The organism is Emcibacter nanhaiensis (assembly GCF_006385175.1).
GTDB classification, from domain to species: domain Bacteria; phylum Pseudomonadota; class Alphaproteobacteria; order Sphingomonadales; family Emcibacteraceae; genus Emcibacter; species Emcibacter nanhaiensis.
In genome coordinates, this window is the sequence record NZ_VFIY01000014.1 from 183195 (window position 1) to 197811 (window position 14617).

Sequence of the window (14617 nt, forward strand, 5' to 3'; positions counted from 1 at the left end):
GTGCTTTTCAATTCCTATGAATTTATTTTTGCCTTTCTGCCGGTCACGGTGGCGCTGTTTTTCCTGATTTCGCGCTTCGATCATGAAAAAGCCATCGGCGTGCTGGTGCTGGCCTCGCTGTTCTTTTACGGCTGGTGGAACCCGAAATATCTGTTCCTGATCATCCTGTCGATGGGGATCAACTATGGCGTCGGCCGCCTGCTCGGCAACGGTGACAAGGAAGGCCTCAGCCGCAAGACCATCCTCACCCTCGGCATCGTCTTCAACCTCGGGCTGCTCGGGTACTACAAATATGCCGGCTTCTTCGTCTCGAATGTGGCGGCGCTCACCGGCCTTGACTGGCAGATCGGCACCATCGTGCTGCCGCTGGCCATTTCCTTCTTCACCTTCCAGCAGATCGCCTATCTGGTCGACGCCTATGAAGGCATCACCAAGGAATATAAATTCCTGCATTACGCCCTGTTCGTGACCTTTTTCCCGCAGCTGATCGCCGGCCCCATCGTCCACCACAAGGAGATGCTGCCCCAGTTCATGCAGGACGAGAAGATGCGCCTCCGGCTCGACAATATCACCATCGGCCTGATGATTTTCTCCATCGGCCTGTTCAAGAAAGCGGTGCTGGCCGACGGTGTCGCGGTCTATGCCACCCCGGTGTTCAAGGCGGCCGGCTCGGGCGCCGAGCTCGGCTTTTTCGAAGCCTGGGGCGGGGCGCTGGCCTATACCCTGCAGCTCTATTTCGACTTCTCCGGCTATTCGGACATGGCCATCGGCGCCGCCCGGCTGTTCGGCATCAGGCTGCCGCTTAATTTCCATTCGCCCTACAAGGCGCTCAGCATCGTTGAATTCTGGCGCCGCTGGCACATGACCCTGTCCCGCTTCCTGCGCGACTATGTCTATATCCCGCTCGGCGGCAACCGCAAGGGCAAGGCCCGGCGCTATGTCAACCTCAGCGCCACCATGCTGCTCGGCGGCCTGTGGCACGGCGCCGGCTGGACTTTCGTCATCTGGGGGGCGCTGCACGGGCTTTATCTGGTGATCAACCACGGCTGGCATTTCGTGCAATCGAAACTGGGCCTGGAAGGGCTCAACAAATCATTTCTCTGGCGCGGTCTCGCCTGGGCCCTCACCTTCCTCGCCGTGGTGCTGGGCTGGGTGTTCTTCCGGGCCGAGGATTTCGATACCGCCACAACCATGCTGGCGGGCATGAGCGGCGCAAACGGCATCAGCATCCCCAACGGCATCGCCGTGCATCTGGGCCCGCTGCAGCAGCTGCTCAGTGGCCTCGGCATCGACTTCACCCTCGGCGGCGGCAGCAGCTTTGTCTGGACCTGGACCTGGATCATTGTCCTGCTGCCGGCGGCCCTGCTGCTGCCCAATACCCAGCAGATCATGGACCGGTTCGGCCCGGCCTATAACCGGGTCACCGACCAGGTCGCCTATACCCTGGCCAGCGACAGCCTGCTGATGCGCCGCATCCGCTTCCGCCCTTCCCTCGGCTGGGCCGCGATCTGCGCCCTGATGACCGTCACCGGACTGCTGGCCCTGAGCCAGATCTCCGAATTCCTCTATTTCCAGTTCTAGGCGGGAGACGGCAATATGAGCATGAAAAAATTCTTCTTCGCCTGGCTGGCTTTCGTTGTCCTGTTCTTCGCCGCGGCGGCGGGCCTGACCTGGTTTACCGACCCCTATCTGATGTACGGCCAGGCGCCGATCGCGGGGATTAACGCCATCAAGCCCGAGGCCGGCACCCACTCCCGCCAGGCCCGGCTGCATGCGGCCCACCGCGCCGACATGGATGTGCTGATCGTCGGCAACAGCCGGGTGGAAATGGGCCTCGATCCCGACAATGCGCTGTTCAAATCCCGCGGCGACAGGGTGTTCAACCTCGGCCTGCCCGGCAGCCCGATCGGCATGCAGTATGGCTATGCCCTCGATGTGGTGCGGGACAAGGACATCAAGATGGTGCTGATCGGCGTCGATTTCCTCGATTTCGTCACCACCGCCGACAGCACACCCGAGAACTGGCCGCCGGCCCCACGGGACTATGACAAACGCAGGAAATACGACTGGGACGGCCATGCCAACCCGGACTATCGCCTGCAGAAGCTGCGCGACCTGGCGCTGCCGCTGATCTCCCTCAGCGGCGTACTCGACAGCATCAGCACGCTGAGCGGCCAGAAACCGAACAGCAGCAGCCTGACCGCGGACGGCTTCAACCCGGGCCGGGACATGGCCTGGAACACGAAAAAGGAAGGGGTGCTGGCCCTGTTCCGGCAGAAAACCCCGCAGCTGGTGCAAAGCTTCACCCGCAAGGACTGGCGCGCCTTTTACGGCGCCGGCCACTGGTCCAACGAACTGGCATTGCTCGACCGCTTCGTCCGGGAACTGCGCGCCCGCGACATCGAGGTGCATATTTTCGTCAATCCCTACCACATCCACTATCTGCAGGTGATCGACCGCGCCGGGCTGTGGATGGAGTTCGAAAAATGGAAAATGGCCCTGACCACCTTTGAGGATTACGGCGACGGCGTGCAGGTCGTTGATTTCAGCCGCATCACCCCGTTTCACACCGAACCGGTGCTGAGTGCCGGCAGGACCCCGCTCAAGTGGTTCTGGGAACCGGCCCACTACCGCCGCGAACTGGGCGACCTGATGATCCGGCGCCTGCTTGGCGACTGCACCGTCGCCTTCGGCCAGACCCTGAGCGCGGACAGCCTCAGGGAGAATCTCGAGGCCGACCGCCGGGTGCTGGACGCCTGGCAGCAGGCCAACCCGGACGAGGTCGGTTTCGTCAACGGCTTCTTCGCGAAATAAATAACAAACGGCACTGGAAAATCGGCGCGAGTCACCCCATTATGGGGACATGACTTCGGACCAGAGCAACACCTTATCAGAACACCCGCAGACGGGTTTTGACGGCCCGCGCCCGGAAGCGCACAGGGAGGCCCTGGTGCGCCCGGAAAAGACCGAAGGCGGCATTGCCTTTAGGCTGGAGAGCGAGTTTCAGCCGTCCGGCGACCAGCCGGCGGCGATCGAGGCGCTGACCGAGGGACTGAATGACGGACTCTCCGACCAGGTCCTCTTGGGCGTCACCGGCTCGGGCAAGACCTATACCATGGCCCAGATCATCCAGCGCACCCAGCGCCCGGCCATCATCATGGCCCATAACAAGACCCTGGCGGCCCAGCTTTACGGCGAGATGAAGAGCTTCTTCCCCGACAATGCGGTGGAATATTTCGTCTCCTATTACGACTATTACCAGCCCGAGGCCTATGTGCCCCGCTCCGACACCTATATCGAGAAGGACGCCAGCATCAACGAGCAGATCGACCGCATGCGCCACGCCGCGACCCGGGCGGTGTTCGAGCGCGATGACGTGATCATTGTCGCCAGCGTGAGCTGCATCTACGGCATGGGCTCGCCGGAAACCTATCTGGAGATGACCATCCCGTTCGAAGTGGGCATGCTGTTCGAACAGCGCGAGCTGCTGCGTGAGCTGGTCAAGCTGCAGTACCGGCGCAACGACCAGGCGTTCCAGCGCGGCACCTTCCGGGTCAGAGGCGACGTGATCGAGGTATTCCCGAGCCATTATGAGGACCGGGCCTGGCGGCTCGACTTCTTCGGCGACGAGCTCGAGAAAATCACCCTGTTCGATCCCTTGACCGGCGAGAAGATGGCCGACCTGGAGCAGGTCAAGCTGTACGCCAACAGCCATTATGTCACCCCGGGACCGAGCCTGGAACAGGCCATGAAAACCATCAAGGTCGAGCTCGACGACCGCCTCCGGGAACTGCAGGCCCAGGGCAAAATCCTCGAGGAAGCGCGGCTTCGCGAGCGGGTGCTGCTGGATCTCGAGATGATGGCGGCGACCGGCACCTGCGCCGGGATCGAGAACTACAGCCGCCACCTCACCGGCCGCAACCCGGGCGAGCCGCCGCCGACCCTGTTCGAATATCTGCCCGACAATATGCTGCTGTTTGTGGACGAGAGCCATGTCAGCGTGCCGCAGATCGGCGGCATGAGCCGGGGCGACTTTAACCGCAAGAAGACCCTGGCCGATTTCGGCTTCCGGCTGCCGAGCTGTGTCGACAACCGGCCCTTGAAATTCGACGAATGGGACCGCATGCGGCCGCAGTCGGTCTATGTCTCCGCCACCCCGGGCAACTGGGAGCTCGAGCAGACCGGCGGCGAATTTGTCGAGCAGGTGATCCGGCCCACCGGCCTGATCGATCCGCCCTGCGACATCCGCCCGGTCGAGACCCAGGTCGACGATCTGCTGCATGAGGCCCGGGTCAGCATCGACAAGGGCTACCGCGTCTTGGTCACCACGCTGACCAAACGCATGGCCGAGGATCTGACCGAATATCTCGATGAAAACGGCCTCAAGGTGCGCTACCTGCACTCGGACATCGACACCCTGGAACGCATTGAAATCATTCGCGATTTGCGCATCGGCGCCTTTGACATCCTGGTCGGCATCAACCTGTTGCGCGAAGGCCTCGACATTCCCGAATGCGGGCTGGTGGCGATCCTCGACGCCGACAAGGAAGGCTTCCTGCGCAGTGAGACCTCCCTGATCCAGACCATCGGCCGCGCCGCCCGCAATGTGGACGGCCGGGTGATCCTCTATGCCGACAAGGTGACGCGCAGCATGAAGGCGGCGCTTGACGAGACCGACCGGCGCCGCCAGAAGCAGCTCGCCTATAACGAGGAACACGGCATCACCCCGGAAAGCATCAAGAAGCATATCGGCGATATCCTCGACGGCGTCGCCGAGGGCGACCATGTGCTGGTCGATACCGGCACCGAGGACAATAACCTGGTCGGCCATAACCTGCGCGCCTATATCGACGGGCTGGAAAAACAGATGCGCGAGGCCGCCGGCAACCTGGAGTTCGAGGAAGCGGCAAGGTTGCGCGACGAGATCAAACGGCTCGAGGATGCGGAACTCGGCATTGTGCCCACCCGCAAAGCGACGGGCCCCAGGGGCTCGGGACGGTCCACGGCGGGCCGGCCGGGCACACGGCAGTACCGCAAGAAGAGCAACCAGCCGACGCCGCGGAAGTTTTAGGGAGCAGTTTTAGGGGGGAACGCGTATTGGTTATATTTCTACTTTTGTACATTTGATTAGGGTCTCAAATCAAATGTTCGCATCAAGATTATCTGCATTTAGGACCAATACGTCTTCGACAAAGTTCTCAATATTCGGTATTGCATCTAAAAAACAAACCTCTGCAATGGCCTTTTCCGTTCCATATTTAGACTTTCGTTCTGAGAATGGATAGCTCGTAATATCCTTAAAAAGATTCTTGGAGCGCGGATGTGCAAATGGTTTTGTACAACCGCTGTTTATAGGCGAAATTCTCAGTCTTTTTACATATTCTTTGACAAGCGGCTCCGTTCTCACAATAAGAACGTCATGATTAAGGTCCCGATAGGCTTTTGCCGAGATCATAGTTTTCAATCGACTTTTCGTAGGCCAGAAAAATACCATGGAGTTCAACAGATAATACCATTCTGAAGGCATCATTGTTCCATTGAGTGCCCTGATTACGCCTTTGTCAGTCATTGGAATTTGGTCACGAATAACAGCATCTGGCAAGTGTTTACTTTGAATCGTGACACATTCTGGTCGATGCTGAGTAGCTACAATAGATTTTGTACTATCATCAATCTCGTAAAGTTCCAGCAGTGAATTTGTTGAAAGAAGGCCGTGCTTTTTTATTGTCGGCCAACTTTTATTCCAAGCCATATGATAGAGTACTGGATAATGAGTATATAATTCTTCTAATTCCATCACCAACGCCGCCGATCAATAACACATTTAAAGTCAAATTTATTCGCGATAAGTGAACATGGTACACCAGAAACAGATTCCACGGCCTCGATGAAATTTATAGTTTCTTTTGTTAATTGTTCAAAACGAGCTGCATTTGCATTTTTAATATCAATATGATCTACAAAGGTCAAAGCGATATCAGTTGGTGAATTTAAATGACACGCCTTTCTCAATAAACTCCAGTCGAATTCGCACACTCTGCGGGGATTGCCAGAAACTGACCCGACCTCCGAAGATCTCAATTGCTGTAAATCATTCCCTGACCTTTCAGCAATCACCTCCCACGTTGTCTCCTTATCCATACCCCCTGAGTTCCCCCCCACACGTATAGGATAAGTCCTGCAAACCAGCACAATTTTCCTTACGCGCCTTGGCCCTATTCCTGCTTCAGCCAAACAACCGGATACCGTTGTATCCCTAGAAGTAACGGAAGGATATTCGCCATGGTATAAACTTAACCCTGTGCCTTGGGTGCCCTCCAAGAGAATTTTATGACCTTCCGCATAAGCTTTCTCCAGATGTTTATATGTAGGACCTACATAAGGAAGCAAGTCCGGGCATATTTCTCCCAAATTTTTAGCCAGCTTGCATACTTTTTCGTCTCGAAATCTATTTCTTATTCGTCTCGACGCAGCAGCTCCTACACCTTGCGCTGTTGACCCAATCCCTTTCTTTAAAAATTGCTCTTCCCAATCGATATCTTCTTGGGAAATAATCGCAACATTTTCATCAATCGTAAGCCTATCCGGGCTGATTTCACATTCTCTTATTTCTTTGAGTAACCCTTGTGGATTAACTACTGCACCTGGACCTATAAGTATTTTCGCTTTCTCGTTTCTGCGACAGCCACAGGGTAATGATCTGTGTGTGTAGGGAGGATCCTCATATATTTTGTGACCCGCGTTTGGACCTCCAACCCTCATCAAGATGCCATATTCTGGCGATAAATAGTCGGCAATATTCCCCTTACCCTCGCTCCCTAACTGCCCCCCGATCAGAACATCAACTAGCTGATCTGATGATCTAGAAACAAGATTCAAACGTGAATAAACATGACTAAAGACACCATTTCCTGTGAATCTATCTGTATCGACAACGATATCAGCTACATGCTCAAGCTTTGAAACACCTTTCTCAGAAGTATTCCTTGAAATACGGTCAAAATCTACTCCTCTATCTGTATCTCGCTCACGTGAAACAAAACGCTCTTTACGTACTTGAAAATCAGCTCGCAAATGAACATGTTTTAGATGACGATGACCAAACGACTTTTGAAGGGCTTCTATCTGACCCTGTTTCCGCACACCGTCAAGAATTATTGGAAGATCGTATTCTGGTTTGCGTCTTAGTCGGCCAACTGCGTCAGCTATCCAAGCAAAGCCTGTTTCATTATCGAGCTTGTTCCCAGCCCTCTGAAGTGCGGTTCTTTCTTTTTTGGTTCTCGGTTTTTGTTGAAGAATTAAATCAGAAGTTTTAACAACTGGAAATCCAGTAGCATCTCTCAGATCTTTAGCTAACTGTGACTTTCCGCACGCTATTTCACCACTAATAATAATTAGCTTCAACGTCGTTATCATTATCTCGTCAAATCATTTTGGGGGTAGATCATAAATTTTAACGTTAATATTTCTTAGTACCAAGGTTTCTAAAATAATCCCCTCGATCACATTCCAATTTCCACCAGCTTGCCCCGCCCCTATACGCGGCATTTGAACATCTAATATATTTTTCTCGATTAAGTATTCGGCCAATTTTTCGAACGCAGCATATAGGGCTGAATAACGAATACGCGGTTTGGATGATTCTCCGTAGCCAGATTGGGCTATCAAGCTTGCAATATACCGATTTTCCTCAATCGAAAACGAATGAAAGTTACCAAGTCGGAATTTTTCCTTAAAATTCGTTACCCATCTACGATAATCTGCATTCGCCGACGGATATTTTCGGGCCAAAGCCCGTGCAAACCCAAAACCTCCCCAACTTCTCGCTTTATTATTTACCAAATGTACAATTGCGGAATCTGAAGAAGAGGAAAATTCTGATGCGTCGCCATGACGATATTCAATTTTTGAGGAGAGAGTTTTTCCATCATTATTAGGATACGCGAAGCCCGCAATCCTTATTTCACTTGTTCCAGGATAAGGGGGGAGACCTACCGCCTCAACTTTCAGTTCGGGCAAATCATCAGACCAAATCTCGATAGCATTCGATGTTGTCCCAATTGCCACGCATTCATCAAAGCATCTGGAATCCTTGATTTTAAGACCTTCCACCTTACCATGTGGCCAAGAAGATGACGGAATAGCATAATCCAATCTATATTCACTACCCTTATCGGTTTTTACTTTCGAAACCGCAAAACTAATGGCTGGAAATTTTGCGACTTTTGCCATTCGAATAAGCATCGCCTCTGTGGAAACTTGAAACCTCTGCCGTAGTTTCATAACTTCCTCGATTGGCTTTGGAGTGTCAAAGTTGTCCGAAATAGAGCCAATAGGCATGAGGATTTCGGCAGCTCCAATGTTACAAAGCATTTCGAGTTGCCAATTTTTCTCATCAATACTTTGTTTTGTCCTATACCTTGTCTTTTCTGCCCAATCGTCAAAGAAGGTATGGGCAATCTCATGAGCTATAGAAAAGTTTACACGCCCCAATGACTTATTCGGGTTGTATTCAATGATGTAATTGGAAGTTTCTTGAAAAATACGAGCATCGGGAACTGATGCGTTAGGGCGGACGACAATACCTCGCAACGCTGCAAGTTCCAGAGGATCAAATGGTGGCCCCTGCCATCCCATATCAACAGCGTCTAAAACTAATGACTGCGCCGTCTCTTCCATTTTTTCTACGGGATCTATGTCTTGTGCAAATTTCAAAACAGATTGATTTTCCCACACAACTTCGCGTTTCATAATAAATCCCATATTAAATTATAAAGAGAACTCGAACAAGCAGCTTTTAACCAAGAATCATTCACTACATCTCTAATAATAGAAATAAGCACAATCTGGACCAAGCATATAAATTAATCTTTTGAGCCGACGATATTTTGAAACCTCATCACAGTTAACTAAAAATTGCAGAGCATCTTTAGCATCAGCGACTTGAGTTCATTTTAAGTTCTGCGCTGATCCAAATTAGTTTTTAGATGTGTGACAATATAAACATACTGCTTTCTCGGAAATCTCAGAGAAAGGACATCGTTCCCGCCCGGGCAAGGACCGGGCGGCGGGGGAAACCACCCGGGCCGAAGGACTGCCCGGAACGGGAACGACGACTTGGCGCAGGAATTCCAGAGTATATTTCCCGCGATTTTAAAACCTCAATCCAAGACCCGAATTAAGTGCCGAGCTCGCGCTTGACCGCGGCCCTCAGGGTCTCCAGCAGCACGCGGCCCTCCGCCGTCATGCCTTTCAGATCATTGCGCATCATCAGGGCGATGCTGTCGCGGATCGCTTCCATGGCCGGGCATAAGCCGTGGCCCTCGTTGATCAGCTCCCGCATCATGCCCGCCGCCTGGGTCACCAGCGGCCAGTCAAAGGTCCCGGCCCGGCTTTCGATGTCATAGGCGATATCATGCATCCTGGTGTAGTCCCGTTCCGACATGGCCATGGCGAGCTCGACCAGCTCCGCCTGCATCATATGGGCGTAGGTGTCCGCCTCTTCGGCGATCATCGCGTTGGCCCGGGCCAGTCTGGCCTGCACGGCCGGTGAAAATTTGCTAACGCCCATGGGCGACCTCCTTGACTTCCGCCTCCGTTATCTCTTCCGTAGTCGCCGCGCCCGCGGCGCGCCGTTCCTCCTTGCCGCTCCAGTCCGTCTGCCGCCGCCGCCGGCACGGGCCGACATAGCCCGGCGCCTGGATGAATTCGCGCTGCTTGAACAGGGCGCAGGCGAGCTTGACCAGGATCTGGTCGGGCGAGACCGGCTTGGCGAGGATTTCGTTGGCGCCCAGGTCCCGCGCCCGGCACACATTGAGCCGTTCGGTGAAGGCGGTGCAGAGGATGACCGGGGTGCGGATTTTATCCTCGTCGGGGTTGCGGCGCACCGCCTCGAGCAGCCGGAAGCCCTCGCCGCCCTGTTTCAGGCAGTCGACAAACACGCAATCCCAGGGTTTTTCGTTGAACAGCTTGATCCCGGCCTCGACCGAGCGCACATAGGTCACGGCCCCCACATCGAGAATATCGAGGACCTCTTTGATGACATAACCGGGATAGGCGTCATCAACACGCCGTACTTTTTTGTCGTCGAAATCGGGATCCCTCGGGAACATGGGCCGGCAACCTTCAATTGGTTTACTCAGTTACTGTGCTGAGCGTATTAGAGTCTGGTAAAGTAAAGATTAATCCGGAGCGGCATTTTGCGGCTTTTTGAAAATATTTTTTGCCCGTGCCGACCGGGCAGCAAGAGAGCCTCATTGCGAGGGCCGGGTCAGGATATAGAGGGCGACAAAATTCATGCACAGGATGGCCGAGCAGACCGCGATCACCGGGGCGTCGGAAAAGAACAGCAGGTAGACGGCGCTGCCGCTCATCACCACGACGGCGGTGATTTTACCTTTCCTGGGGATCACGCCCCTGTCCTGCCACTGTTGCAGCGGCGGGCCGAAGCGCGGATGGTGGTAGAGCCAGTTGTGGAAGCGTTCCGAGCCGTTGGAAAAGGCCCAGAGGGCGAGGATCATGAAAATGGTGGTGGGCAGGACCGGCAGGAACAGGCCGATAAATCCGGTGATGAAGAACAGGATGCCGAGCAGGTTATAGATCCAGCGTTTGGTTCGTGCAATCACCGCGGTACTTCCAGATGTCGGGACCGGACACGTCCGGCAGGGCTGTTAAGAACGATTATCATATTCTACTTTTTGCTAACCGTCCATGCCTTATTCAGGCGGGCTTTACAGGGAGGGAGGAAGATCCTGCCTTCATGTGCGCCCGGCCCCGGCTCTGGCTATCCCCATCATTATGCCCAGGATCATACGTTGTGCTGCTGTGCGACAGCCGCGGCATAACGGGCGGTTTCAACTTTCTGCTGGGTCACGGTCCCGGCGGCGATGGTGCCGATCACCAGGGCAGACAGAATGGCGAAGCTTGCCAGCATGGAAGCGCCTTCCACTTTTTTGAAGCGGCGCGGTTTGGCGACTTTTACACCGTTGGTGACAAGACCGATGAAGCTGTTGCGGTCGATGCTGTCAGTAAAGATGGTCATTTCTATTCTCCTTTAATTTCCTTCGGCACAATGCCTTGGTATCTCCGTAGCTGATATAGTGTTATATCGCGTTGCTGTTGTAGTTATGTATAACACCTAAACGGAAAAGGTCAACAACAATCGGAAAGAATTTTATCCTTTCCTTATTTTTCAATGGGTTACGGGATAAAAAATATGGCCTGGAGGTGTATCAGGGGTGTGTTACAGGTGTGTTATCTGGCCCGGATTCGGGTGATTCTGCTGTTTTAGGGGGCTGATTCACCCCTGAGTCATACACCGGGTAACACACCCCTATTCAGCTCTGTTGCTTGCCGCCCTTTGCCGGGACTGGTATCCTCACACTTTATCGCTGGGAGATATATCATGAGCACGGATACGAGATTGACAGAGTGGCACAAGGCGGTGTTTGACAAGGACCTGGCGCTGCTGAGCCAACTGCTGCATCCCGAGGTCGAGTTCAACTCGCCGTTTGTCTGGACCCCCTACCAGGGCCGCGACAAGGCGCTCGGCATTCTTTCCACCGTGGTCGATGTGTTCGAGAATTTCACATATCACCGGGAATGGGTCGACGGCAACGAGATGGCGCTGGAGTTTTCCGCCAATATCGGCAAGGTCAGCCTCAAGGGCATCGACCTGATCCGCTGGAACGACGACGGCCAGATCACAAATTTCGAGGTCATGGTCCGGCCCGGCAACGGCCTGATGACCCTGGCCCAGACCATGCAGCAGCGGCTCGCCGAAAAGGGCCTGATGTAGACCCTACTCTTCTCCCCTAATCCTGAAGAGCGAAGTCGACCGCCGCCTCGGCATGGAGGATGGTGGTGTCGAACACCGGAATGGCCAGATCCTCCTGGCTGATCAGCAGGCCGATTTCGGTGCAGCCGAGGATGACGCTGTCCGCCCCCTGCTCCGCCACCAGCCGGTTGATGATCTCCAGATAGGCCTGTTTCGACGCCGGCGGGGTCCTGCCCCTGACCAGGTCGTCAAAGATCACGCAATGCACCCGGTCGCGGTCTGCCTTATCCGGCACGATCGCCTCGACGCCGTTGCGCACCAGCCGGTCGCGGTAGAAGTCCTGCTCCATGGTGTAGCGGGTGCCGAGCAGGATCGGTCTGCTGCAGCCCTGCTTCCTGATCTCGCGCGCGGTCACGTCACAGACGTGCAGGATCGGCGCATAGAGGCTGTCCGCCATCAGGTCGGCGCTCTTGTGCATGGTGTTGGCGCAGATCACCAGCGCATCGGCGCCGCCATCCTGCAGGGTGCGCCCGGCCCGGATCATCATGTCATGCAGCCGGTCCCAGTCGCCGGTCACCTGCAGTTCCTCGATCTCGGCAAAATCAAACGACCACAGCAGCAGCCGGGCGGAATGATGGCCGCCGAGCCGGTCCGCCACCATGCGGTTCATTAGTTTATAGTAGGAAGCCGTGCTTTCCCAGCTGATGCCGCCGATCAGGCCGATACATTTCATGACGCTTTCCTTTCCTCTGGCTTCCGCCCTGCATCCCGGCCCTGCCAGATCATGTGATGGTCGGCCCGGGCGAAGGGGCTGTCTTCCCTGAGCGGCGCCTCGCGGAAGCCGTATTTCTCATAAAGGGAGATGGCCGGGGTCAGTCTGGTGCTGGTTTCCAGATAGAGATGGCTGCCGCCCCGGGCCTCGAAGCGGTCGATCACATGGGCCAGCAGTTTTTCGCCGATGCCATGGCCGCGGGCCTGCTCCAGAACCCCCATTTTGCTGACCTCGAACGCGCCGTCGCCCTGGTGTTTGAGCGCCACCACCCCGACCGGCTCCCCGTCCAGCAGGGCGATGTAGATCTCCCCGCCCCTGGCCAGCACCTGGCCTTCCGGGTCCCGCAGGTTCTTCAGGTCCTCCTCCTCCATCTCGAAATAGGCCTCGAGCCATTGGCGGTTGATGTCAAACCAGGCGTCGGCATAGTTGACGTGAAAGGGCACGATCTCAACCTCGGCAGGCTGCTTGCGGCCGGCTTCCTCCATGACCCGCTGGTACAGGGAACGCCGGTCCAGGGCCAGCTCCACTTCGGCCAGCGCCTGCAGGATATCGACCTCGCACTCCTGGCGCACGCCAATGATCGCCCGTTCGGCAGCGCCCCACAGCGGTTCCAGCTGCTCGACCAGCTTGCGCCCTTCCCCGCTCAGGCGCACCACCCGGCTGCGGGCATCCTCGCCGGTTTCCATGTCCAGCAGCTTCCGGCCATGCAGCTGTTTGACAATCTGGCTGATGGCCGAGTGGCTGAGGCCGCAAAGCTGGGCCAGTTCGGCAATGGTCTGCCCCTCTTCTTCCTGGGCCAGGGGGTAAATCACCGGGAAATAACGCACCCGGAAATCGATGCCGCTTTCCGCATAGATCTTCTCCATGTCCGTGGCCAGTCGTTCATATAGCCTTTTCAGTCGTGTCCCCAAGCCAAGATCCAGAAACATTATGATCACCTTCAATACAAATACATTACCATTTATATAAATTCTAATACATATATGGTTAACAAGATCAAGCCAAAAAATGCCCCATTTTATTGTGGTAATGGCCGCACAGGGTTACTACAGTGTCACCGTTGCGTCTCTTGAGGGGAAAATATGTCCGCCGCCGCTGCCGAACAGTCCGACTCGCGTCGCCGCATCACAGTGATTTACAATCCGGGGGCCGGGCGGAGAAACCTTCGCAAATTCCATCGTGTTATGGATCGCCTGCGCCGGGCGGGCTGCCAGCTTGTCCTCAGGGAAACCTGCCATTCCGGCCACGCCGCCGAACTTGCCCGACAGGCGATCCCGGACGCCCCCGATGTGGTGGTCGCCGCCGGCGGCGACGGCACCCTCAACGAAGTACTGAACGGACTGTATGGCAGCACCATCCCCCTCGCCTTTCTGCCCATGGGCACCGTCAATGTGTTCGCCCGGGAAATCGGCCTCGGCAGGTCGGTTGACAGGATCACCGACAACATCCTCCACGGCAGGCGGCGACAGATCGTGCCCGGCTGCTGCAACGGCCGCTATTTCCTGCTGATGGTCAGCTGCGGCCTCGACAGCCATGTGGTGCACCGGGTCAACCTGAAGCTCAAACGGCTGATCGGCGGCGCCGCCTACGGGATCAGGTTCCTGCAATATATGTTCAGCTATCCTGACCTGCAAATGACTGTCACCGCAGACGGCCGCGACTATCGGACATCGTCGGTAATTGTCAGCCGTGGCAAGCTCTATGGCGGCAGCATGGTGCTGGTGCCGCATGCGGATCTTTATACGCCCAGCCTCCAGGTGGTGATGCTGCATAAAAAGGGGCTCCGGGCCTTACTGTCCTATGGCTGGTCCTTTCTCAACCGCCGCCTGTGGCTGAGAAGCGATGTCACGACCGTGGAAGCCCGGCAGGTATCGATCAGCTCCGAGCAGGATCACCCTTACCAGATGGACGGTGATCCGGCCGGGCGCCTGCCGGCGGAGATCCGGCTGGCAGAGCAGCCCGTTTCATGTATTATTCCAGAAAAAACACCGACTTAACCACATTTTAAAAATTGCGCGGCATGTTTATCATATTATGATCATAAATGACGGGCATACATTCAGGTAAAG

At 55.4% G+C, this 14617-nt stretch carries 14 protein-coding genes; 5 read left to right on the forward strand and 9 right to left on the reverse strand.

The genetic code is table 11. The annotated features are described in order from the left end of the window. Genes FIV46_RS11430 through uvrB form a run of 3 tightly spaced genes read left to right on the forward strand, consistent with a single transcriptional unit; the run spans position 1 to position 5071 of the window. Entirely contained in the window at positions 1-1581 is a 1581-nt protein-coding gene (locus FIV46_RS11430) for an MBOAT family O-acyltransferase (RefSeq protein WP_139941061.1), read from the forward strand. Between the two features lie 15 nt (positions 1582-1596). Then, positions 1597-2814: a hypothetical protein gene (locus tag FIV46_RS11435; protein WP_139941062.1), complete on the forward strand. Its 1218-nt coding sequence runs from the start codon at positions 1597-1599 to the stop codon at positions 2812-2814. Positions 2815-2863: 49 nt separating this feature from the next. Continuing rightward, entirely contained in the window at positions 2864-5071 is a 2208-nt protein-coding gene (gene uvrB, locus FIV46_RS11440; protein WP_139941063.1) for an excinuclease ABC subunit UvrB, read from the forward strand. A 69-nt stretch (positions 5072-5140) separates the two neighbouring features. Here the strand turns inward: uvrB and FIV46_RS11445 are convergent, their stop codons facing one another. From FIV46_RS11445 to FIV46_RS11475, 7 genes are all read right to left on the reverse strand, one after another. Further along, positions 5141-5797: a DUF7002 family protein gene (locus FIV46_RS11445; RefSeq protein WP_139941064.1), complete on the reverse strand. Its 657-nt coding sequence runs from the start codon at positions 5795-5797 to the stop codon at positions 5141-5143. Then, positions 5797-7416: an adenylosuccinate synthetase gene (locus FIV46_RS11450; protein WP_139941065.1), complete on the reverse strand. Its 1620-nt coding sequence runs from the start codon at positions 7414-7416 to the stop codon at positions 5797-5799. The genes FIV46_RS11445 and FIV46_RS11450 overlap by 1 nt, the downstream gene beginning before the upstream one ends. Before the next feature lie 12 nt (positions 7417-7428). After that, positions 7429-8751, reverse strand: a complete 1323-nt coding sequence (locus tag FIV46_RS11455; protein WP_181163214.1) for an ImmA/IrrE family metallo-endopeptidase — start codon at positions 8749-8751, stop codon at positions 7429-7431. Positions 8752-9178: 427 nt separating this feature from the next. After that, on the reverse strand, positions 9179-9571 hold the full coding sequence (locus tag FIV46_RS11460) for a hypothetical protein (RefSeq protein ID WP_139941067.1): 393 nt from the start codon (positions 9569-9571) through the stop codon (positions 9179-9181). Beyond that, positions 9561-10112 (reverse strand): response regulator, encoded by a 552-nt coding sequence (locus tag FIV46_RS11465; protein WP_139941068.1) that lies wholly within the window; start codon positions 10110-10112, stop codon positions 9561-9563. Before FIV46_RS11465 ends, FIV46_RS11460 begins: the two co-directional genes overlap by 11 nt. A gap of 141 nt (positions 10113-10253) precedes the next feature. Beyond that, the gene (locus FIV46_RS11470) at positions 10254-10625 is read right to left on the reverse strand and encodes a YbaN family protein (RefSeq protein WP_139941069.1); all 372 of its coding nucleotides are present in this window, start codon (positions 10623-10625) and stop codon (positions 10254-10256) included. A 182-nt stretch (positions 10626-10807) separates the two neighbouring features. After that, positions 10808-11041: a hypothetical protein gene (locus tag FIV46_RS11475; protein WP_139941070.1), complete on the reverse strand. Its 234-nt coding sequence runs from the start codon at positions 11039-11041 to the stop codon at positions 10808-10810. A gap of 363 nt (positions 11042-11404) precedes the next feature. Between FIV46_RS11475 and FIV46_RS11480 the strand changes: the two genes are divergently transcribed. Continuing rightward, on the forward strand, positions 11405-11797 hold the full coding sequence (locus FIV46_RS11480) for a nuclear transport factor 2 family protein (protein WP_139941071.1): 393 nt from the start codon (positions 11405-11407) through the stop codon (positions 11795-11797). Positions 11798-11813: 16 nt separating this feature from the next. Here FIV46_RS11480 and FIV46_RS11485 read toward each other — a convergent pair whose 3' ends face one another. Beyond that, on the reverse strand, positions 11814-12509 hold the full coding sequence (locus FIV46_RS11485; RefSeq protein ID WP_139941072.1) for an aspartate/glutamate racemase family protein: 696 nt from the start codon (positions 12507-12509) through the stop codon (positions 11814-11816). After that, entirely contained in the window at positions 12506-13477 is a 972-nt protein-coding gene (locus tag FIV46_RS11490; RefSeq protein WP_139941073.1) for a bifunctional helix-turn-helix transcriptional regulator/GNAT family N-acetyltransferase, read from the reverse strand. The genes FIV46_RS11485 and FIV46_RS11490 overlap by 4 nt, the downstream gene beginning before the upstream one ends. A gap of 153 nt (positions 13478-13630) precedes the next feature. On the opposite strand from FIV46_RS11490, the gene FIV46_RS11495 reads away from it, so the two are divergent. Next, positions 13631-14545 carry a diacylglycerol/lipid kinase family protein gene (locus FIV46_RS11495; protein ID WP_139941074.1) on the forward strand — a complete coding sequence of 305 codons (915 nt, stop codon included), beginning with the start codon at positions 13631-13633 and terminating at the stop codon, positions 14543-14545. Positions 14546-14617: the final 72 nt, after the last annotated feature.